This is a genomic window from Microbacterium sp. (assembly GCF_035556355.1).
In the GTDB taxonomy this organism is placed as follows: domain Bacteria; phylum Actinomycetota; class Actinomycetes; order Actinomycetales; family Microbacteriaceae; genus Microbacterium.
In genome coordinates, this window is sequence record NZ_DATMFG010000043.1 from 48,669 (window position 1) to 69,082 (window position 20,414).

The window sequence follows — 20,414 nt, forward strand, 5'->3', positions numbered from 1 at the left end:
CGATGGAACACATTTCCTCCGCGACGAGATCGCCGCGCCACCCGAGGATGACGCGGCGATCTCGGCTTGACAGGTCACTTCGTGACGACGACCTCCGTCGACGATCTGAGCTGCTTCTGCACCCCATTGCCGTCCAAGGCGTAGGCGGTCACGACGAGCGTGGTCTCACCCTCCGGCACGTTGTTGTCGACGTCGGACTTGTCGAACTGCACGATGATGCGGTTCTTGTTGGCGGTCACCTTCGCGGCCGCGATGGGCTGCAGCCCGAGCTCCGTGATCAGCTCGACTCCGCTCTCGTAGGTGTAGCCGCGGGGAAGTTCGAAGTGCATCGTCAGCACTCCGTCCACCCCGGTGAACAGTCCGTTGCTCGACGTCAGATTCGCCTTGCCCCTGACGTCGAGAGCGTCGGGGATCTCCTCGACGTCCGCGACGACCTCGATCTTGCCGGTGGGTCGAGGGTCGGTGCAGTCGTTGAAGAAGTACTCCCCGGCTCGTGTGAACGTGTGCTGGTAGCTCTCACCCGGCTGCAGGCGCGCGTTGAACTCGCCCTCGAAGAACTGCGTCGCGCAGTGCTCCTTCGTGTTGGGGTTGTTCGGGAAGGTCTCCACGCCCGGGTTGAGGAACGTCACCGTCTCCCCCACGGAGACCCGCAGGTGGGTGGGCTGCATCGCCGAGGTGGTTGTCGCGTCCGCAGCAGTGGCGGTGTCCGCCGTGCGGCTGGTCCGCGCGAGCAGCACGGTGTTGTCGACCGTTGCGCCCTCGACCGCCGATCCGCTTACTGGACGCCGGATCGACAGCGGCGCCGTGACGGGACCTTCCTGGCTCCCCGACTCGGTGACGTATTCGCCGCCGATCTTGAACGCCCACAGAGAGTCGCCCGCGGTGATGGATCCGCCATATGGGTTCGTCGTGCCCGCGGCGAATACGGCGACGTACTGCTCGCCATCCACCTCGTATGTCACCGGGGTCGAGCCGATCGCCGTACCCGTCTGGAATTCCCAGAGCACGTCGCCGGTGCGTGCGTCCAGAGCGAGGAGACGGCCATCAGCCTGTCCGACGAAGAGCACATCTGCTGCGGTGGCGAGGGAGCCCTGCCCGTGCGACATGTCCGTACCGAGGTGGTTCTGCCACGCGACCTCACCGGTGGACGCGTTGTACGCGACGATGCCCCCGGTCTGGTATTGACCGGTCGCGCGCAGGCCGTTCGCCGATGCGCCGTTGTAGTGAGCGACCGGGTTCGTGCCGTAGGAGAAGTAGACGAAGTTGGTCGAGTGGCTGTAGGCGTTGTTCGACCAGTCGCCGCCGCCATTCTGGCTCGTCGTCGACAGGATCGGCAGGTCCCACTGCGGGTCGTACATGCAGCCCTCGCGGTGGCCGGAGCTGCCCTCGGGATACGTGAGGTGCGGTTCGTCGGCGGCGACGTAGCTGTCGGGGTTGAAGACGAGGTTCCCGTCAGCGTCAGGCTGATAGCCGTTGTAGTTCGGTACGCCACGCCACGGGTCGCCCGGCACGTTGTCCGGGTCGAGCGGCTCCCACACGAGGCACTCGGGCAGTAGACGCGTCGCGGGCATCGGCTGCGTCGGTGAGTGCGCCTGCCGGTCGTCGATGATCATCGCCTTCTCTGCGACCGGCAGCACAGGCTCGCCATTCGTGCGGTCGAGCACGAACTGATGACCGGACTTGCTGCCGTAGAAGACGACCTTGCGGAGCTGCCCGTCGATCTCGATGTCGGCGAGGGTGGGCGGATGCACGTTGTCCATGTCCCACACGTCGTGGTGGATCGACTGGTAGTGCCACACGTACTCGCCCGTGTGGGCGTTGACCGCGACCATCGTCGATGAGAAGAGATTGTCGCCGGGCCGGTTCGAGCCGTCCTGGGACGAGTTGCAGGAGCGCGCGTTGCCGAAGGTCATGTAGTAGAGGTCCAGCTCGGGATCCACCGCCCCGTGCATCCAGCTCGTGGCACCTCCCGACTCGGAGCAGTCCGTGCCGTCATCGAGCACGGGCCCCCACGTCGCGGACGCATCGAAAGTCGTGCCGTCGAGCTTCGTGAACTCCTCGCCCCGCATCGGACCGCCGAAGAAGTGCCACACGTAGGATCCGTCTTCGGCATTCAGCGCAACCACCGCACCGCGATTCCCGTCGGCCGCGTGTGCGTACACGAGACCGTCGAAGTACACCGTCGCGACCTTCCCCACGCGGCCCAGGTCTTCGCCGTTCGGCCCGACCGCTGGCGCGACCCAGATCTCCTCGCCGGTCTCCTGGTCGAGAGCGACCACGTTGTTGCCGCCGGCGAGGGTGTAGATCCGTCCTTCGCCTGCTGAGACGCCGCGCCGCGTCGTCGACAAGCCGATGGCCGTGTTCTCCCATTTCCAGACGGGATCGCCGGTCGCGCCGTCAACGGCGATCACCCCGCCGGAGGGGGTATCGAGATAGAGCACCCCATCGACGACGATCGGGGTCGTCTGCTGTCCCGTGCGCGTCGAGACCGGATCGACCGCTGACACGTGGGTCCGCCACGCCGGGGCGAGCTGCTCCAGATTCTCGGGCTTGATCTGCGTGAGCGAGGAATAGTGCTGATTTCCGAGGTTGCCGCCGACCGTGGGCATGTCCGTGCCGGTCGGGGCTGTGGCAGAGAGGGAGCTTGAGTCGGGCTCCTCCGCACCGTGGGCGGGGGCGAAGACGAGGCCCGTCACCAGAACGGCCGCGCCGAGCCCCGCCACCCCCAATCGTGTCGACAGACGTGTGCGCATGGCTGGCACTCCTAGATCGTCATCGGTCATGGTCACCGGCAAGCTAGCGACGCCGAGGAGCCCACCCAACCGTCGATCCATCCGCTGAGACCAGCTCGACACGCTCGTGCGGCGTGCGGATCGCGGAGTCACGGGCGAAGGCCACCGAAACCGGACCGAGCCAGGAGAGGCTCACGAGCATGGCCCGGGAACATGGGAGGAGAAAACAAGAAAACCCCCGATCAATCGAGGGTTTCTGTCTTGCTGGGGTACCTGGACTCGAACCAAGAACAACTGAACCAGAATCAGCCGTGTTGCCAATTACACCATACCCCACCGGTTTCGACCGGGGTCGTGCCGAGGATCAAGTCTAGACGACCGGCACCCCTGCTCCAAACCGAGCGGATTCCGCGTTCGTCGTCAGCCGCGGCTGTCGACGAACGCCGCGAGACGGCGCAGCGTCTCGCTCTTGCCGAGCAGCTCGATCGACTCGAACAGCGGCGGCGACACGCGGCGACCCGTGAGCGCGACGCGCAGCGGACCGTACGCGACGCGGGGCTTGAGCCCGAGTCCTTCGACGAGCGCGGCGGCGAGCGCCTCCTGCACGGCGGCCGCGGTGAACTCCGACTCCGGGATGAGCTCGAGCGCCGAGACGGACGCGACCACGACTTCGGCGGCGTTCTCGGGCAGCGACTTGAGCGCGTCTTCGGCGTAGGTGACCGAGTCCGTGAACAGGAACCCGACCAGGCCAGGCACCTCGCCGAGAAGCTGCACACGCTCCTGGACGAGCGGCGCGGATGCCTCGATGAGCGCCTTCTGCTCGGGCGTCGGCGGCTCGGCGACGAGGCCCGCGGACGCGAGGTAGGGGACGATCCGCTCCGCGAAGTCGGCGGGCTGCAGCATCCGGATGTGGTCGCCGTTGATCGCCTCGGCCTTCTTCTGGTCGAAGCGGGCCGGGTTCGGGTTCACGTCGGCGATGTCGAACGCCGCGACGAATTCGTCGAGCGTGAACACGTCGCGATCGGGCGCGATCGACCAGCCGAGGAGCGCGAGGTAGTTGAGCAGGCCCTCGTGGATGAAGCCCTTCTCACGCTGGAGGAACAGGTCGGCCTTGGGGTCGCGCTTCGAGAGCTTCTTGTTGCCCGTCTCGCCGAGCACGAGCGGCATGTGGCCGAAGCGCGGCACGAACGTCGTGATGCCGGCGTCGATGAGCGCGCGGTAGAGCGCGAGCTGCCGGGCCGTCGACGGCATGAGGTCTTCGCCGCGGATGACGTGCGTGATGCCCATGAGCGCGTCGTCGACGGGGTTCACGAACGGGTACAGCGGCACTCCCCCGGCACGTACGAGCACGAAGTCGGGGAACGAACCAGCCGGGAACGTCACCTCGCCGCGGATGAGGTCGACGTACGTCAGGTCCTCGTCCGGCACGCGCAGTCGCCACGCGGGCTCGCGACCCTCCGCGCGGAACGCGGCCTTCTGCTCCTCGGTGAGGTACCGGTCGTAATTGTCGTAGCCGAGCTGTTTCGCGCGCCCGTTCGCCTCGTTGCGGGCGTCGATCTCCTCGGCCGTCGAGTAGCTCTCGTAGACGGCTCCCGTCTCGATGAGCTTGTCGAGCACCTCGCGGTAGATCTCGTGACGCTGGGACTGGCGGTAGGGCGCGTGCGGGCCGCCGACCTCGACGCCCTCGTCCCAGTCGATCTGCAGCCACCTGAGCGCCTCCAGCAGCTGGAGGTAACTCTCCTCGCTGTCGCGCGCGGCATCCGTGTCTTCGATGCGGAAGATCAGTTTGCCGCCGTTGTGGCGCGCGTACGCCCAGTTGTAGAGGACCGTGCGGATGAGACCCACGTGCGGAAGTCCCGTCGGCGACGGGCAGAAGCGCACCCGGACATCGGCGCCGGTCGCGGTGGTGGTGCGGGGATCGGGGGTGGAGGCCATTCGGCCGATTTTAGTCGACTAACCTTCGGCGCCCTTGCCGGCGAGCACCGTCGGCAGCACGTGCATCATCGTGTCGAGCACGGCCCGGATCGACGGCACGCGCTCCGCGCCGTGCGCCGTCACGAGGTGCAGCGTGCGGCGCTCGCCTTCCGGCAGCGGTCGCGTCACGACACCTCCGAGCCTCGGGAACGCCTCCACCGCGAGGCGAGGCAGCGTCGCAACGCCGATTCCCTGCGCGACGAGCCCCTCGACCGCGACGAAGTTGTCGGTCTCGAACGTGATTCGCGGCTCGAAACCCGCTCGTCCGCACAGCTCCATCAGGTGTCCGCGGCAGCGTGGGCATCCGGCGATCCAGTTCTCCGACGCGAGGGTCGCGACGTCGAAGTCGTCGTGCTGAGCCGCCGGATGCCGCAGCGGCAGCACCGCGAGCATGTCGTCGTGCCCCGCCGTCCGCACCGACAGTCCGCGTGCACTCGCGCCGTGCGGGTCGTCGCGGTCGCCCGGGTAGCTGAACGTGAGCGCGAGGTCGGCGCGATCCTCGCGCACGGCCTCCACCGCCTCGGGCGGCTCGGCCTCGACGTACGTGACCTGGATGCCGGGATTCGTCTCGGCGAGCTCGCGCAGCAGGCGCGGAACGACGGTCGGCGAGGCCGACGGGAAGGACACGAGCCGCACGCGCCCCGTGCGCCCGCCGCGGAGCTGCGCGAGCTCACCCGCCGCCGCGTCGAGGGCGGTCGTGACCGCGGGCGCGTGGCGCGCGAGCACCCGCCCCGCCTCCGTGAGGCGGACGCTGCGGCCGACCCGCTCGACGAGCGGCACCCCCAGGCGCGTCTCGAGGCGCTTGAGGTGCTGACTGATCGCGGGCTGGCTGTACCCCAGCACGGCGGCGGCGCCGGTGATCGAACCTTCGTCGGCAACGGCCTTCACGAGGCGCAGCGACTGCACGTCGAGGCCGAGCCCGTCGGCGTCGAACGGATCGATGGTCGTGTCGGTCATGGTCCGATCATAAGCCAACGTCATGTTTTGCATCGAATACTTGCCGTAGACGAATGAAACGGGCCGAGCCACACTGATTCACATGGTCCAGGCACTTCTCCTCCCCCGTCCCGCGCGCGACGACGCGTCGCGGCGCGGCCTGAACGTCGCCGACGTCCAGGACCGATTCGCGGGTGGTCGCGGCTACCTCGCCGCCTGCACGGCGGGGCTGCCGCCGCGCGCGGCGCACGCCGCCATGGTCGCCGACGCGGATGCCGCGGCCCGCGGTCGCGTCGACGTCGCGGGCTACTCGGCCGCGGCCGAGCGCTCGCGCGCGCACTTCGCCGCTCTCGTCGGCGTCTCCCCCGCCCGGGTCGCGATCGGCTCGCAGACCTCCGTGCTCGCGGCGCTCGTCGCGGCATCCGTCCCCGCCGGCGGCGAGGTGCTGTGCGTCGAGAACGACTTCGCGTCGCTGCTCCTCCCCTTCGTGCACGCGCCGCAGGGACTCCGCGTGCGCGCGGTTCCGCTCGGCGAGCTCGCCGACTCCGTCACCTCCGGCACCGCGATGGTGGTGTTCTCGCTCGTGCAGTCCGCCACAGGCGAGGTCGCCGACGAGCGCGCGATCCGAGCCGCTGCGGCCCGCCACAGCGCGCGCACGTTCTGCGACGCGACGCAGGCCGTCGGATGGCTGCCGGTCGACGCATCCGGATACGACGCCCTCGTGTGCCACGCATACAAGTGGCTGTGCGCGCCGCGCGGCGTCGCGTTCCTCACCCTCTCGCAGGAGTTCGGGCGCGAGCTGCCCGCGCTGTTCGCCGGCTGGTACGCGGGCGCCGACCCGTGGACCTCGTGCTACGGCCACGACGTCGACCTGGCCGATGATGCGACGCGCTTCGATGTGTCTCCCGCGTGGCAGGCGTTCGTCGGCGCGGAGCCCGCGCTCGAGCTGTTCGCTGCGTCCGACCTCGAAGCGGTGCACGACCACACGACGGGGCTTGCGGCGATCTTCCGGCGCGGACTCGGGCTCGACATCCCGCAGATCCCGAGCGCGATCGTCACGTGGGAGGACCCGGACGGTTGCGACCTCGCGCGCCTCACGGCGGCGGGCATCACGGCGTCAGGACGAGCCGGGCGCGCCCGCGTCGCGTTCCACGTGTTCAACGACGACGTCGACGTCGAGATCGCCCTCGCCGCCCTCGGCCGCTGACTCCGGGCGGCGACCGAGGGGCGACAGCGCGATCGTCGCGACGACGAGGACGCCTGCGACGAGCGCGAGTCCCGCATAGCCGATCCACGACAGCACGACGCCTGAGGCGATCGCGCCGACGGCGCCGACGAGGCTCATGATGAGGTCGCTGCGCCCCTGCCGCCGAGTGCGCAGGTCTTCGGCGGATGCCTCGGTGAGCAGCGCCGAGCCGGCGACGGTCGACGCACTCCAGCCGAGGCCGAGGAGCACGAGGGCGACCGTGACCGCGACGGTCGACGCCTCGCCGAACGATGCCGTGAGCAGCGACGCGATGAGCAGCGCCTGACCGACGAGGATCGTCGGCACGCGTCCGAGTCGGTCGGCGAGGATGCCGAAGACGGGCGACAGCGCGAACATGCCGGCGATGTGCAGGCTGATCGTCGTGCCTATGACAGTGAGCGACGCACCGTGATGCAGAAGATGCACGGGCGTCATCGCCATGACCGAGACCATCGTGCCGTGCGCTGCGGCGATCGCGAAGATCGCGTACCGCGCGACGACGGGCCGGTCGGGCTTGGCGATCGCCCGCGTCTGCTTGCCGGCGTCGCGAGCGACGAGGCGCTGCGCGAGGATGAGCGGGTCGGGCCGCAGCGCGACGAGGTACAGCGCGATGCCGAGCACCTGCGCGATGACGGTGAACAGGTACGGACCCGTGAGCGGCGGCATGCCGAGGGCCTGCCCGAGGTCTTCGCCGGGTCCGGTGAGGTTCGGCCCGAGCACGGCGCCGATCGTCGTGGCCCACACGACGAGCGAGAGGTCGCGCCCTCGGGTCGCGTCGGTCGCGAGGTCGGCCGCCGCGAAGCGCGTCTGCAGGTTGACGGCTTGCCCGGCTCCGACGAGCCCGAACGAGATCAACAGGAGCGGGAACGAGTCCACCGCGACGCTCAGCACGACGAGCACCACGCCGACGAGCGCGATCGTCATGCCGAGAGCGAGCGAGGGACGCCGACCACGAGCCCGCGCGAACGCCGCGAACGGCACCGCGAGCGCGGCCGTTCCGAGCGTGATCGCGGCGGCGGCGAGGCCCGAGAACGCCTCATCGCCCGACAGCTCCGCAGCGAGCACGGCTCCGAGCGAGACCGTGGCGCCGAACGCGAGACCGCCGAGGATCTGCCCGAACGAGAGCACCCACACGGTGCGGCGCTGGATTCGCCCGACGTCCGAGACCGTGAGGGTCGCGGTATCCGTCTTCATGATGTCGCCCGTGACCGCGCGGTCAGGCGGCGCGCGCCGGGTTGCGCAGCGTGCCGAGACCCGTGATCTCGACCTCGACGGTGTCGCCCGCCGCGAACGGGCCGACACCGGCGGGCGTGCCCGTCAGGATCACGTCGCCCGGCAGGAGCGTGAACGCGGCCGATGCGTACGCGATGACGTCCGCGAGCGAGAAGATCATGTCGCTGATCGGGCCCTGCTGACGCACTTCGCCGTTCACGCGCGTCGTGATGACCGCGTCGCCGTCGACGTCGAAGTCCGTCTCGATCGCGGGGCCGAGCGGGCAGAACGTGTCGAATCCCTTCGCACGCGCCCACTGGCCGTCGGTCTGCTGCAGATCGCGCGCGGTGACGTCGTTCGCGATCGTGTAGCCGAACACGTACTCGAGCGCCTTGTCGGCCGGAACGTTCTTCGCGATGCGGCCGATGACCGCCGCGAGCTCGCCCTCGAAGTCGACGCGAGACGACTGGGGCGGCAGCACGATCGTGTCGCCCGGCCCGATCACCGACGTGTTCGGCTTGAAGAACAGCAAAGGCGCAGCGGGCACGTCGTTGCCGAGCTCGGCGGCGTGGTCGCGGTAGTTGCGGCCCACGCACACGATCTTCGAGCGCGGGATGACCGGTGCGAGCAGCACGGCGTCGGAGATCGGCACGCGCTCGCCGGTCGTGTCGTAGCCCGCGAACATCGGGTCGCCCGAGAGCACGACGAGGTCCGTGTCGTCGACGATCCCGAACCGGATGGAGTCCTGGTGGCTGAAGCGCGCGATTCTCACCGGATCACCCTACCCACCCGCTGCGACGTCGTCCGGCTGCAGACGGTCAATCGTCGAGGCGAAGCAGCCATCCGTGCTTGTCTTCACGACGCCCGTACTGGATGTCGGTCAGCTCCTCGCGCAACGACAGTGCGAGTTCGCCGATGGGCTGCTCGTCGAGGAAGTCCTTCCCCTTGAGCACGCCGATCGGGGTGACGACGGCGGCCGTGCCGCACGCGAACACCTCGACGATGTCGCCGGATGCCACGCCCTCGCGCCACTCGGCGAGCGAGATCGAACGCCCCTCGACCTTGTGCCCGCGGTCGCGCGCGAGCTGCAGGATCGAGTCGCGCGTGACGCCCTCGAGAATCGACTCGGACTGCGGCGTCACGAGCGTCCCGTCCTTGAAGACGAACACGACGTTCATGCCGCCGAGCTCTTCGACGTTGCCGTCCTGGTCGAGGAAGACGACCTGGTCGCACTCGTTCTCGTAGGCCTCTGACTGCGGCAGGAGGCTCGCGGCATAGTTGCCGCCCGTCTTCGCCGCACCCGTGCCGCCCTTGCCGGCGCGAGCGTATTCCTCGCTGAGCCAGATCGACACGGGCTGCACGCCGCCCGTGAAGTAGGCGCCCGCGGGCGAGGCGATGACGTAGTACGCGACCTTATGCGCCGGGCGCACACCGAGGAAGGCTTCCTTCGCGAACATGAACGGCCGCAGGTAGAGGGTCTGGTCCTCACCGGAGGGCACCCAGTCGCCGTCGACCGCGATGAGCTCGCGCAGCGACTGGATGAAGTACGGCACGGGAAGCTCGGGCAGCGCGAGGCGACGCGCGGAGCGCTGCATCCGGCGCCCGTTCTGATCGGGCCGGAATGTGTGGATCGACCCGTCGGCGTGGCGATACGCCTTGATGCCCTCGAAGATCTCCTGCCCGTAGTGCAGCACGGCAGCGGCGGGGTCGAGCGAGATCGGGCCGTACGGCTGGACGCGCGGGCGATGCCACCCGCCGTTGATCGACCAGCAGATGTCGACCATGTGGTCGGTGAAGCTCGTGCCGAAGCCGGGGTTCTCGAGGATCTTCTCGCGCTCGGCGGCGGACTTCGCCTGGAGGTTGCGGTGGACCGTGAACTCGAGCGGAGCGAGTCCGGTGTCGGGGTCGGAGTCGATGAGGGTCATGTCACGTCCTGAGGTCTGTGTGGCGACGTGCCGGAGATTCCAGGTTACGCCTGGACGGCCGCGGCGATGGTGTCGCCGATCTGGGCGGTGGTGCGGGCAGCGGTGCCGCGTGCCGCGATGTCGGCCTCGACCGCGCGGGTGACGCGGGCGGCTTCGTCGCGCAGCCCGAGGTGATCGAGCAGCAGCGCGACCGAGAGGATCGCAGCGGTGGGATCGGCCTTCTGCTGACCTGCGATGTCGGGCGCCGAACCGTGGACGGGCTCGAACATCGAGGGGAACGCGCCGTCGGGGTTGATGTTGCCCGAAGCGGCGAGGCCGATGCCTCCTGTGACGGCGCCGGCCAGATCGGTCAGGATGTCGCCGAAGAGGTTGTCGGTGACGATCACGTCGAAGCGGCCCGGGTTCGTGACCAGGAAGATCGTCGCCGCGTCGACGTGCAGGTAGTCTACGTCGACTTCGGGGTGCTCCCGTGCCACGTCGTCGACGATGCGCTTCCACATCGACCCGGCGTGCACGAGCACGTTCGTCTTGTGCACGAGCGTGACCTTCTTACGTCGGCGCTCGGCGAGGTCGAACGCGTAGCGCACCACTCGCTCGACGCCGAACGCCGTGTTGACCGACGTCTCGTTGGCGACCTCGTGCGGCGTGCCCTTGCGGATCGCGCCGCCGTTGCCGACGTAGGGTCCTTCGGTGCCCTCGCGCACGACGACGAAGTCGATCTCGCCGGGCTCGGCCAGCGGCCCCGGGGCGCCGGCGTAGAGCTTCGACGGCCGCAGGTTCACGTAGTGGTCGAGTTCGAACCGGAGCTTGAGCAGCAGCCCGCGCTCGATGTTCGCGTCCTTGAGGCGCGGGTCGCCCGGCACGCCCCCGACCGCCCCGAGCAGGATCGCGTCGTGCTGCTTTATCGCATCGAGGTCGGCGTCGGTCAGCGTGTCGCCGGTCTCCAGGTAGCGCGCGGCCCCCAGCGAGAACCGGGACTTGTCGAATCGGATGCCGCTGCCCGCGGTCACCGCGTCGAGCACCTTCTCGGCCTCGGCGATGACCTCGGGTCCGATTCCGTCACCGGGGATGACAGCGAGCTTCACGACGCGCGACATTGCTCTCCTTGCTCGGGTGAGGTGCGCGGGAACGCGCAGGCTTCCAGGCTACGGGTCAGTCCTCGGTGATCTCGATCTGCCGGAACAGATCGGCGCCCACGGCCTCACGCATCTTGTTCAGCACGGCCTCGGGCACGGGCGAGTCGACGGTCAGCACCGAGAGGGCGCGGCCGCTCGAGTCGGGGTGCGCGACCTGCAGCCCTTCGATGTTGATGTTCTGGTCGCCGAGCTCCTTCGCGTAGATCGCGACGATCCCCGGACGATCCTGATACCGCATGACGAGGTGGTACTGCGCGAACGGCACCTCGATCTCATAGCCGTTGATGCCGACGACCTTCGGCACCATGCGGGTGCCGGCGAGGGTGCCCGCGACGGTGAGCACCGTGCCGTCCGAGAGGGTGCCGCGCAGGATCGTGATGTTGCGGTACAGCGGGCTCTCGGCCTCGACGATGAGCCGGGTCTCGATGCCGCGCTGCTCGGCGAACAGCGGAGCGTTCACGTACGACACGTTCTCGGACACGATGCGCGTGAAGATGCCCTTGAGTGCCGCGAGGCGGTACACGCTCACGTCGTACGCGGCGAGTTCACCGCGCACCTCGATGTCGAGGCTCGTGAGCGCGCCGTGGGCGAGACCTGTGAAGAACTGTCCGAGCTTCTCGACGAGCGCGATGCCGGGGCGGACGAACGGGTCGATGACGCCGCCCGCGACGTTGACCGCGTCGGGCACGAGATCGCCCTCGAGGGCGAGCTTGACCGAGCGCGCGACAGAGATGCCCGCCTTCTCCTGCGCCTCGTCCGTCGACGCGCCGAGGTGGGGCGTGACGACGACGTTCGGGAGGGTGAGCAGGCGGTGCGCCGAGCCGCCCTCGACAGGAGGCTCGCTCGTGAAGACGTCGAGTCCGGCGCCGGCGATCACGCCGGTCGACAGCGCGTCGTAGAGGGCGTCCTCGTCGATGAGACCGCCGCGCGCGACGTTCACGAGGTACGCGGTGCGCTTCATCGATCGGAGCTGCTCGGCGCCGATCATGCCGGTGGTCTCGGGGGTCTTCGGCATGTGCACGGTGACGAAGTCGCTCTGCGCGAGCACCTCCTCGAACGAGAGCAGCTCGACCTGGAGCTGCGACGCGCGGGCCGGCGTCACGTACGGGTCGTAGCCGACGACGCGCACTCCGAACGCGCGCAGGCGCTCGGCGATGAGCCCGCCGATGCGGCCGAGGCCGATGATGCCGACGGTCTTCTCGAAGAGCTCGGTGCCGGTGTAGGCGCTGCGCTTCCACGCGCCGCTCGCGAGGGACGCGTGCGCCGCGGGGATGTGACGCGCGAGGCTGAGGATGTGCCCGATCGTGAGCTCGGCCGCCGAGACGATGTTCGACGTCGGCGCGTTCACGACCATGACGCCCGCGGCCGTGGCCGCCTTGATGTCGACGTTGTCGAGCCCCACGCCCGCCCGGGCGACGACCTTCAGTTGCGGGGCCGCCGCGAGCGCCTCGCCGTCGATGCGGGTCGCCGAGCGGATGAGCACCGCATGCGCGTCGCCCAGCGCCGCCAGAAGCGCCGAACGGTCCGTTCCGTCGACGTGGCGCACGTCGAAGTCGGATCCGAGCGCATCGATCGTGGCGGGTGAGAGCTGTTCGGCGATGAGGACGACGGGCTTCGTCACGTGGTGGTCCTTCGGAGCGGGCATGCCAGAGCGATGCGGATGCGACGGTGCGGTGGAAGTCCTCGCTCAGGCCCGCGTTCAGCAGGCGGCGAGGCCGTGCTCAAGCCTAGCGCGAGGCACCTGCCGCGCTTGAACCCGTGACATTCCGCTACGTGAGAGGGACCGCGACAAGCGAGTTCCCGCTCACAGTCGCGTAGCTCACTACGTTGAGCCAGAAGACCGCAACGAGCGCGAGCCCCGCCAGCAGCGCGAGAGCGAACTCCCCCGCACGGCGCCGATAGCCCGCCCAGAATGCGACCGCGAAAGCGAGGAGCGGGAACACGACTGCCGACAACAGCAACGCCCACCCGTATCCGTTGAGCCCGCGAGGCCCGGTCGCCTGGATGAGCAGGAACGCGAGCGCATTCCACACCGCGTACGCGTAGAAGAGGCCGAACACGCCCGCAATCGTCGCGATGACCCACACCGGCATGGGACGGGAGGGGGCGGCATCCGTCAGTTCGGTCATCGTCCGATCGCCCCCATCATGATGAACGGCCACGGGATGAGCAGGAGCGCACCCGCCGCGAGCCATGCCAAGCGCATCCATACCGGCGACGTCCGCGTGAGGAGGTGGACCGCCGCGAACCAGATGACGGGGCTCGCGGCGGCGAGCCACATCGCGACGTCGTAGGCGATCGGGGAGACGAGGAACTGGGCGGTGCCGCGCAGCCGCAGGCCGCCGACGATCCAGCCGATCGCGTACAGGAGGTAGATGCCGCCGAGGACGCCGAGGCCGATGAGGGCGGCATTGCCGAGCGAAGCGGATGCCGCTCCCCCAGCGTCTCGGTCGGAGATCACCTCGGTCTGATCGGCGTCGGCCTCGGCGGTGAACTGCTCGCTGCCCTTGCCGACCGCCGTGAAGCCCTCGGGCAGCACCGTGGTCGAGTCGGCGTCGGACTCCACCTCGTCGGCGGATGCCTCAGACGGCGCCGGTGCGGACGCCCCGATGTCGAGCGTGGGGTCGTCGTCGCCCTCCCACGTCAGGGCGTCGTCGTCGCGTCCCGCTGTCACGGTGCCAGCGTAGTGCGCGGGAAGCGCCACGACCCGGAGGCGAGGCCCGCGAAGACCTCGCACTCCGGGCCGCTCGGCCGCCTCAGTGCCCGTGCGCGGCGTGAACGACCCCGAAAGCCGGCCACCACGAACGCCGGGTCGCGGGGTGCGCGGGCTGCGGCTCGGTCTCACGGTCTGCCGCACGACGCCGCAGCTCCGCGGTTCGCGTGAGCTCCGCCGCGCGGTGCTGGTCGAGGCGGAGGGCCGCCGAAGTGGTGAAGTCCATTCAGATCACCTCCTCAGCGGATGAGGTGCGCGACGCGGGCGGAACCGCCGCCCGGCGCGTACGTGTCTTCGCTCTGCGCAGCCGCCGACACGGCGTAGCCGGTGGCGACGACGAGGGCCGTCGCGATGATCGCCGAGGCGATCGCGCGGCGAAGGCGGCCTGTGGAGTTCGTGGTGTCCATGGTGATTCCTTCTCCGTTGCCGGGGAGCCGATCCCGCCGTCGATCCGACCGTCGCGGGTCCCGGTACTCGTCGCGCGGCTCTCCGGTACTCATCCGGTACTCGCCCGCCGGCCATGCCATTGACGGGGTCTGTCAAGGTCCTCACACTGAGCACATGACCGTGAGGGTGCTGGGGCCCTTGGATACCGGCGCTGAGCAGCTCAGCCCGCGGGAGCGGGCGATCCTCGCGGCGCTCATCGTCCGGCTCGGGTCCTCCGTGTCGCCGGCGGAGCTCGCGGAGGCGTACTGGGGCGAGGATCTGCCGGCGACCTGGGCGCAGCAGATCAAGACGTCGATCGCGCGCATCCGCCGGCGGCTCGGGCACGACGCGATCGCGACGCGCGGCTCGGCGTACGCGGCGGGGATCGAACCGGATGTCATCGACGCGGTGCGCTTCGAGCGACTCGTGTCCACCGCGGGGCAGCACGGGCTCCACGACGAGCACGACCGCGCGATCGACGCGTACACCCGCGCCCTCGGGCTGTGGCGCGGAGCCGCGTACCCCGAGCTCGCCGACTGGGAGCCGGGGGTCGTCGAGGCGATGCGACTGGATGAGATCCGGCGCAGCGCCGAGGCGGAGCTGCTCGACGCGCGGCTGAAGACGGGCGACCACCGGGCGGTGATCCCGGCCGCCGAGCGCCTCGTGCGCGAGGCCCCGCTGCGGGAGGAGCGGTGGGCGATCCTTGCGCTGGCGAACTACCAGTCCGGCAGGCAGGCCGAAGCGCTCGCGGTGCTCCGAGCGGCCCGCGGCCGGCTGCTCGACGAGCTCGGCATCGAACCCGGTGCTCGGCTCACGCAGCTCGAGACCGCGATCCTGCGCCAGGATCCGGCCCTCGATCCGGTGCGACCGCTCCCCCGGGTCTCTCAGGGGTGCCCGTACCGGGGCCTCGCGGCCTTCGGCCCCGCCGACGCCGACGAGTTCTTCGGGCGCGACACCGAGATCGACGAACTGCTCGAGCGCGTCACAGCCGGCTCGATCACGGCAGTCACCGGCCCCTCGGGCTCGGGCAAGTCGTCCCTCGTGCTCGCAGGTGTCGTGCCGCGGCTGATCGAGCGCGGTCGCAGGGTGCACGTCATGCGTCCTGGGTCGGCCGCGGCCACCGAGCTCCACCGCATCGTCGAGGACGGCGCGGCGGACCTCGTCGTGATCGACCAGGCCGAGGAGCTGCTGCACGGGGGCGGCACGGAGATCGAGCCCTTCTGCGCCACCGCCGCCCGCTTCACCGCCGGTGGCGGCGCGATCATGCTGACGATCCGCTCCGACTTCCTCGACGAGGCGGCGGCCCTCCCGCACGTGGGCACGCATCTCGCCCGCGGGGTGTACGTGCTCGCGGCGCTCTCCCGCGAGGCGATGCGTGCCGCGATCACCGAGCCCGCCACCCGCGCCGGTCTGAGGCTCGAGCCGGGACTGGTCGAACTGGTCCTGCGCGACGCCGCCGACCGCTCCTCGACCCTGCCGCCGCTGTCGCACGCGATGCAGGAGACCTGGGTACGTCGTGAGGGGATTACGCTCACGGTGGAGGGCTACGAGGCGGCGGGCGGTATCGGCGGCGCGATCGCACAGTCCGCCGAGGAGCTGTACCAGCGCCTCGGCGAGCACGACCGCGAACTGTGCCGCGCCCTCATGCTGCGCCTCGTGGAGAATGCCGAAGACGGGATGCCGATCCGGCGCCGCGTCGCACTGGAACCGCTCCTCGACGACCCGCAGCGGCGCGCGGTGGTCGACGCGCTCGTCGCGTCGCGCCTCGTGGTCGCCGACGGACCCGTGCTCCAGATCGTCCATGAAGCGGTCGCCACAGCCTTGCCGCGCCTCGAGGAATGGCTGCAGGCGGATGCCGACGGCGCGCGTCTCATGCGACACGTCGCGTCCGCCGCCGACACCTGGGAGATCGGCGGACGCCGGGAGGACGACCTTCTGCGCGGAGCCCGGCTCGAAGCCGCCCTCGAGTGGGCGGCGAGCGCGGATCCCGATCTCACCGAGCGGGAGCGCGCGTTCCTCGAGGCCTCCGATGCACGGCGGCGCGCCGAGACCGAGGCCGTGCGCGAGCAGGCGGCCCGCGACCGGCGCCAGAACTGCCGGCTGCGCTGGGCGCTCGCCGGGGCGGCGATGCTCCTGGTCGCGTCGGTCGTCGCCTCGGGAGTCGCCGTCGTACGGGGCAACGAGGCCACCGCGGCGGCCGAGGAGACGCTCATCCAGGCCGTGACGAGCACCTCCGGCACGTTGCTCGACTCCAACCGCGAGATCGCGGCGCTGCTCGCGGTCCAGGCATACCGTCGATGGCCCGACGACCCCCGTTCGGCCGACGCGCTCATGCGTGTGATGACCGGGGTCGGCCCGCTCATGGGCAACACGTTCATCCCCGACGCGGAGTGGCGGATCGGGGCATCGCCGATCCCGGGCACCTCGGAGGTCGTGGTCGTGCGCGACGGCACCCACGTGGGGATCCACGACCTCCAGACCGGCGAGCTTCTCCGGACGGTCGACACGCTGGACAGCTCTGACTGGCTGATCCGCCCGTGGGTGCGCGTCAGCCCCGATGGCAGCACGATCGCCGTGGTGCAGCATGTGCCCGAGCCCGAAGCGGGCCCGGGAGAGGACGATCTCGACCATTGGGCCGACGAGCTCGTGCACTTCTACGATGTGGCATCCGGCGAGCGCATCGGAGCGCCCGTGCACGTCGACGACTTCTCTACGACGGTCTCCTTCAACTCGGACGGATCGCAGCTCATGTGGGCGCACATGGGCCGTATCGTCCTCGTCGAGCGCGACAGCGGCAGGGTCCGCCTCAGCGATCCGCTTCTCCCCGTCCTCCCCCCGCCGGAGGACGCGCAGATGCGTGCGGAGGGAGCCTTCGCCCCGGGCGACGGCATCGTGGTCAGCACCCGGGACGACGAAGCGCTCGTCCTGGACTCGGCGACCTTCGAGGTGCGTCGGCGCATACCGCTCCCGCCCGGCACGGGCAGCGGTGACATGGTCGTCGGCGCCGACGGGGTCGGCGTCACCTACGGACCGGAGGGGATCACGGCGTTCACGGTCGACGGGTCCGTCCTGTGGACGCGCCCGGCGCTGGGCAGCCGATGCTCCCGCATGGCGATCTCGAGCGTGCGGCGGCTCGCGCTGTGCGGCGACGAGACCGGGAGGCTCATGCGCTGGAACGTCGACACGGGCGAACAGGTCGGCGATGAGTGGCGTTACCAACTGGGCGGGGGCGGGGAGCTGGCGCTGTCGGGCGACGAGGCCGAGCTGCTCCTCATGAGTGCCGTCTCACCCAGCATCCCGCGTCTGCGGCTCGACGGCGGCGGGCCGGCCGCGGCGACCCTCGGCGGGCCGGAGCTCACCGTCGTCTGGGGGTTCGACCCGACCGGCCGGTACGTTGTGCTCGGCGACACGGACACGTTCGAGGGCGAGCAGGTCCCGCACTACCAGGTCTGGGACGTCCACGAGAAGCGCGTCGTGCTCCGCATCCCGGAAGACGTCGACGCCGAAGAGGGCGCGCTCATCACGGATCCGCGCTGGGTCGGCGACCGACTCTTCGTCTGGCTGCCGGATCTCGAAACGGGCCTCCTGCCGACCGCGGTCATCGATCCCGCCACGGGCTCGCTCGAACGCACGCCCCTGCCGCTGAACACGTGGTGGGTGTTCCCGGACGCTTCGGGAGAGATCGTCTACGCCACGCTCGAAGACATCCCGGAGACCGAGGAGGCGGAGTCGCAGGAGGTTGTGGCCTACGAGTTCCCATCATGGCGGCGGCTGCCGTTCCGCATCGACCGAGTGGACGCAGAGGGCCCGGTCGTCTCCCTCTCGACCACCCCGGACGGAAACCGCATCGCCGTCACCGAGGAGCGCGGCGGCGCGGATCCCTTCCGCACCACCGTGCACAGCGACGACGGGACCGTGCTCGCCGCCGGGCTTCCCCGGGCCCAGGCGACGGTCCTGCTGCCGGACGGAACGCTGGTCGCCGCGGTCGCGGCAGGTCTCGAGCTGTACGACTCGGCGACCCTGACGAGATTGAGCGTCCTTCCCGGCCCCGGCGAGTTCGTCTGGCACCTCACGGCGAGCAAGGACGGCCAGGTGCTCGCGCACGCCTCCTCCGGCGTCGGGGTGACCCTCATCGACGGAGAGTCTCGCCGCCGTATCGGCGGGATGATCCCCGCCGGGGCGGATTCGTTCTCGTTCCTCAGTCCCGACGGCTCCGGCTTCATCACCTCGGGCACCACCGGCGTGCAGTACTGGACCCTCGATCCGGAGGCGCACGCGGAAGCCGCCTGCGCTCTCGTCGGTCGCGAACCCAGCCCCGAGGAGTGCCACGCGTACTTCGCGGAGTTCGGCGAGCAGCATCCGATCTGCGACTGATGCGCCCCCGCAGCCGACGCAGATGGCCGGCACGAAAGCGCCGGCCGCCGCCGCCCCGGTTGGGAGCGACGACGACCGGCGAGAAGCCGTGCCGGATCGGCAGGCCGTCTTGGTGCTCGAGGTCGGATCAGCGAGCGGCCGAGCCCTCGGTGTAGTCCTCGTCGACCTGCTTCCAGGCGAAGAGGGCGCGCAGCTCCTTGCCGACCGCCTCGATCGGGTGCTGGGCGGCCTTCTCGCGCAGGGCGTAGAACTCGGCGCCGCCGTTGTCCTGGTCGTCGATGAAGCGCTTCGCGAACGCTCCCGACTGGATGTCGGCGAGCACCGCCTTCATGTTCTCCTTGACGTGCGGGTCGATCACGCGAGGGCCGGAGACGTAGTCGCCGTACTCGGCGGTGTCGGACACGCTCCAGCGCTGCTTCGCGATTCCGCCCTCCCACATGAGGTCGACGATGAGCTTGAGCTCGTGCAGCACCTCGAAGTAGGCGATCTGCGGCTGGTAGCCCGCCTCGGTGAGCACCTCGAAGCCGTACTGGACGAGCTGCGAGACGCCGCCGCACAGCACGGCCTGCTCGCCGAAGAGGTCGGTCTCGGTCTCTTCGGTGAAGGTCGTCTTGATGCCCCCCGCGCGGAGACCGCCGATGGCCTTCGCGTACGACCACGCCGTGTCCCACGCCTTGCCCGACGCGTCCTTCTCGACCGCGACGATGACGGGCACACCGCGGCCGGCCTCGTACTCGCGACGCACGGTGTGGCCGGGGCCCTTCGGGGCGACCATGACGACGTCGACCCCCTCGGGCGCCTGGATGTAGCCGAAGCGGATGTTGAAGCCGTGGCTGAACAGGAGCGTCTTGCCCTCGCTCAGGTTGTCCTTGATCGACTCGGCGTAGATCCCGCGCTGGTGCTGGTCGGGGGCGAGGATCACGATCACGTCGGCCCAGGCCGCGGCATCCGCCACCGTCTTGACCTCGAAGCCCGCCTCCTTCGCCTTTTCGATCGACTTCGAGCCCTCCTTGAGGGCGACGACGACTTCGACGCCGGAGTCGCGCAGGTTGAGGGCGTGCGCGTGGCCCTGTGAGCCGTAGCCGACGATCGCGACCTTCTTGCTCTGGATGATCGACAGATCGGCGTCGGCGTCGTAGAAGATCTCGGTCACTTCGTGTTTCTCCTTGGTGTCGTCGTTTCGTCTCGCTTCGCTCGCTCAACGACCGGGGCGAGCAAGCAGGTTTCTGGTCAGCCGCGCGCGACGCGCTCGGTGATGGACTTGCCGCCGCGGCCGATCGCGAGCAGGCCCGACTGGGCGAGCTCCTTGATGCCGAACGGCTCGAGCGCCCGCAGGAACGCGTCGACCTTGCCCTTGTCGCCGGTCACTTCGACGACGAGTGCATCCGGCGCGTAGTCGACGATCTGGGCGCGGAACAGGCTCACGACCTCGAGCACATTCGATCGCGTCTGATTGTCGGCGCGCACCTTGATGAGCATGTGCTCGCGCTGCACGGATGCCGCGGGGTCGAGCTCGACGATCTTGATGACGTTCACGAGCTTGTTCAGCTGCTTCGTGACCTGCTCGAGCGGGAGCTCCTCGACGTCGACGACGACCGTGATGCGGGACAGGCCCGGCACTTCGGTGACGCCCACGGCGAGCGACTCGATGTTGAATCCACGACGCGCGAACAGACCTGCGACGCGCGTGAGCAGACCGGGCTTGTTCTCCACGAGAAGGCTCAGCACATGACTCGGCAT

At 69.8% G+C, this 20,414-nt stretch carries 16 protein-coding genes and 1 tRNA gene; 2 read left to right on the forward strand and 15 right to left on the reverse strand.

The window, feature by feature from the left end:
* Nucleotides 1-74: 74 nt before the first annotated feature.
* The 4 genes from VNR19_RS12160 to VNR19_RS12175 form a co-directional block, all read right to left on the reverse strand.
* Nucleotides 75-2,753: an outer membrane protein assembly factor BamB family protein gene (locus VNR19_RS12160; protein ID WP_325727104.1), complete on the reverse strand. Its 2,679-nt coding sequence runs from the start codon at nucleotides 2,751-2,753 to the stop codon at nucleotides 75-77.
* 243 nt (nucleotides 2,754-2,996) lie between these two features.
* Nucleotides 2,997-3,068: transfer RNA gene (locus tag VNR19_RS12165), tRNA-Gln, on the reverse strand.
* Nucleotides 3,069-3,152: 84 nt separating this feature from the next.
* A complete protein-coding gene (gltX, locus tag VNR19_RS12170) occupies nucleotides 3,153-4,667 on the reverse strand; it encodes a glutamate--tRNA ligase (protein ID WP_325727106.1) in 1,515 nt (504 codons plus the stop codon).
* Nucleotides 4,668-4,685: 18 nt separating this feature from the next.
* Complete coding sequence (locus VNR19_RS12175; protein ID WP_325727108.1) at nucleotides 4,686-5,663, reverse strand: LysR family transcriptional regulator; 978 nt, start codon at nucleotides 5,661-5,663, stop codon at nucleotides 4,686-4,688.
* Between the two features lie 82 nt (nucleotides 5,664-5,745).
* Here VNR19_RS12175 and VNR19_RS12180 point away from each other — a divergent pair, with 82 nt between their 5' ends.
* Nucleotides 5,746-6,849 carry an aminotransferase class V-fold PLP-dependent enzyme gene (locus VNR19_RS12180; RefSeq protein ID WP_325727110.1) on the forward strand — a complete coding sequence of 368 codons (1,104 nt, stop codon included), beginning with the start codon at nucleotides 5,746-5,748 and terminating at the stop codon, nucleotides 6,847-6,849.
* Here the strand turns inward: VNR19_RS12180 and VNR19_RS12185 are convergent.
* The 9 genes from VNR19_RS12185 to VNR19_RS12225 form a co-directional block, all read right to left on the reverse strand.
* On the reverse strand, nucleotides 6,760-8,082 hold the full coding sequence (locus tag VNR19_RS12185) for an MFS transporter (RefSeq protein ID WP_325727112.1): 1,323 nt from the start codon (nucleotides 8,080-8,082) through the stop codon (nucleotides 6,760-6,762). The two genes, VNR19_RS12180 and VNR19_RS12185, sit on opposite strands and share 90 nt — an antisense overlap.
* 22 nt (nucleotides 8,083-8,104) lie before the next feature.
* Nucleotides 8,105-8,872, reverse strand: coding sequence for a fumarylacetoacetate hydrolase family protein (locus VNR19_RS12190; RefSeq protein ID WP_325727114.1), 768 nt, complete (start codon nucleotides 8,870-8,872; stop codon nucleotides 8,105-8,107).
* 46 nt (nucleotides 8,873-8,918) lie between these two features.
* A complete protein-coding gene (locus VNR19_RS12195; protein ID WP_325727116.1) occupies nucleotides 8,919-10,025 on the reverse strand; it encodes a branched-chain amino acid aminotransferase in 1,107 nt (368 codons plus the stop codon).
* Between the two features lie 44 nt (nucleotides 10,026-10,069).
* Nucleotides 10,070-11,122, reverse strand: a complete 1,053-nt coding sequence (locus VNR19_RS12200; protein WP_325727118.1) for a 3-isopropylmalate dehydrogenase — start codon at nucleotides 11,120-11,122, stop codon at nucleotides 10,070-10,072.
* A gap of 55 nt (nucleotides 11,123-11,177) precedes the next feature.
* Nucleotides 11,178-12,782: a phosphoglycerate dehydrogenase gene (serA, locus tag VNR19_RS12205; protein WP_325727120.1), complete on the reverse strand. Its 1,605-nt coding sequence runs from the start codon at nucleotides 12,780-12,782 to the stop codon at nucleotides 11,178-11,180.
* A 148-nt stretch (nucleotides 12,783-12,930) separates the two neighbouring features.
* A complete protein-coding gene (locus VNR19_RS12210; protein WP_325727122.1) occupies nucleotides 12,931-13,290 on the reverse strand; it encodes a bacitracin resistance protein in 360 nt (119 codons plus the stop codon).
* On the reverse strand, nucleotides 13,287-13,835 hold the full coding sequence (locus VNR19_RS12215) for a DNA polymerase III subunit gamma/tau (protein ID WP_325727124.1): 549 nt from the start codon (nucleotides 13,833-13,835) through the stop codon (nucleotides 13,287-13,289). The genes VNR19_RS12210 and VNR19_RS12215 overlap by 4 nt, the downstream gene beginning before the upstream one ends.
* An 82-nt stretch (nucleotides 13,836-13,917) precedes the next feature.
* A complete protein-coding gene (locus VNR19_RS12220) occupies nucleotides 13,918-14,100 on the reverse strand; it encodes a hypothetical protein (protein WP_325727126.1) in 183 nt (60 codons plus the stop codon).
* Nucleotides 14,101-14,113: 13 nt separating this feature from the next.
* Nucleotides 14,114-14,281 (reverse strand): hypothetical protein, encoded by a 168-nt coding sequence (locus tag VNR19_RS12225; protein ID WP_325727128.1) that lies wholly within the window; start codon nucleotides 14,279-14,281, stop codon nucleotides 14,114-14,116.
* A 154-nt stretch (nucleotides 14,282-14,435) separates the two neighbouring features.
* Here VNR19_RS12225 and VNR19_RS12230 point away from each other — a divergent pair, with 154 nt between their 5' ends.
* Nucleotides 14,436-18,674 (forward strand): nSTAND1 domain-containing NTPase, encoded by a 4,239-nt coding sequence (locus VNR19_RS12230; RefSeq protein WP_325727130.1) that lies wholly within the window; start codon nucleotides 14,436-14,438, stop codon nucleotides 18,672-18,674.
* A 127-nt stretch (nucleotides 18,675-18,801) separates the two neighbouring features.
* Here the strand turns inward: VNR19_RS12230 and ilvC are convergent, their stop codons facing one another.
* Nucleotides 18,802-19,827, reverse strand: coding sequence for a ketol-acid reductoisomerase (ilvC, locus tag VNR19_RS12235; RefSeq protein ID WP_325727132.1), 1,026 nt, complete (start codon nucleotides 19,825-19,827; stop codon nucleotides 18,802-18,804).
* A gap of 77 nt (nucleotides 19,828-19,904) precedes the next feature.
* The gene (gene ilvN / locus VNR19_RS12240) at nucleotides 19,905-20,414 is read right to left on the reverse strand and encodes an acetolactate synthase small subunit (protein ID WP_325727134.1); all 510 of its coding nucleotides are present in this window, start codon (nucleotides 20,412-20,414) and stop codon (nucleotides 19,905-19,907) included.

What these genes read in the sequence shown, in the direction of transcription:
- VNR19_RS12160 (WP_325727104.1), bottom strand. Translation starts at nt 2,753, where the DNA reads ATGCGCACACGTCTGTCGACACGATTGGGGGTGGCGGGGCTCGGCGCG.
- gltX (WP_325727106.1), bottom strand. Translation starts at nt 4,667, where the DNA reads ATGGCCTCCACCCCCGATCCCCGCACCACCACCGCGACCGGCGCCGAT.
- VNR19_RS12175 (WP_325727108.1), bottom strand. Translation starts at nt 5,663, where the DNA reads ATGACCGACACGACCATCGATCCGTTCGACGCCGACGGGCTCGGCCTC.
- VNR19_RS12180 (WP_325727110.1), top strand. Translation starts at nt 5,746, where the DNA reads ATGGTCCAGGCACTTCTCCTCCCCCGTCCCGCGCGCGACGACGCGTCG.
- VNR19_RS12185 (WP_325727112.1), bottom strand. Translation starts at nt 8,082, where the DNA reads ATGAAGACGGATACCGCGACCCTCACGGTCTCGGACGTCGGGCGAATC.
- VNR19_RS12195 (WP_325727116.1), bottom strand. Translation starts at nt 10,025, where the DNA reads ATGACCCTCATCGACTCCGACCCCGACACCGGACTCGCTCCGCTCGAG.
- VNR19_RS12200 (WP_325727118.1), bottom strand. Translation starts at nt 11,122, where the DNA reads ATGTCGCGCGTCGTGAAGCTCGCTGTCATCCCCGGTGACGGAATCGGA.
- VNR19_RS12210 (WP_325727122.1), bottom strand. Translation starts at nt 13,290, where the DNA reads ATGACCGAACTGACGGATGCCGCCCCCTCCCGTCCCATGCCGGTGTGG.
- VNR19_RS12220 (WP_325727126.1), bottom strand. Translation starts at nt 14,100, where the DNA reads ATGGACTTCACCACTTCGGCGGCCCTCCGCCTCGACCAGCACCGCGCG.
- VNR19_RS12225 (WP_325727128.1), bottom strand. Translation starts at nt 14,281, where the DNA reads ATGGACACCACGAACTCCACAGGCCGCCTTCGCCGCGCGATCGCCTCG.
- VNR19_RS12230 (WP_325727130.1), top strand. Translation starts at nt 14,436, where the DNA reads ATGACCGTGAGGGTGCTGGGGCCCTTGGATACCGGCGCTGAGCAGCTC.
- ilvN (WP_325727134.1), bottom strand. Translation starts at nt 20,414, where the DNA reads ATGCCGAGTCATGTGCTGAGCCTTCTCGTGGAGAACAAGCCCGGTCTG.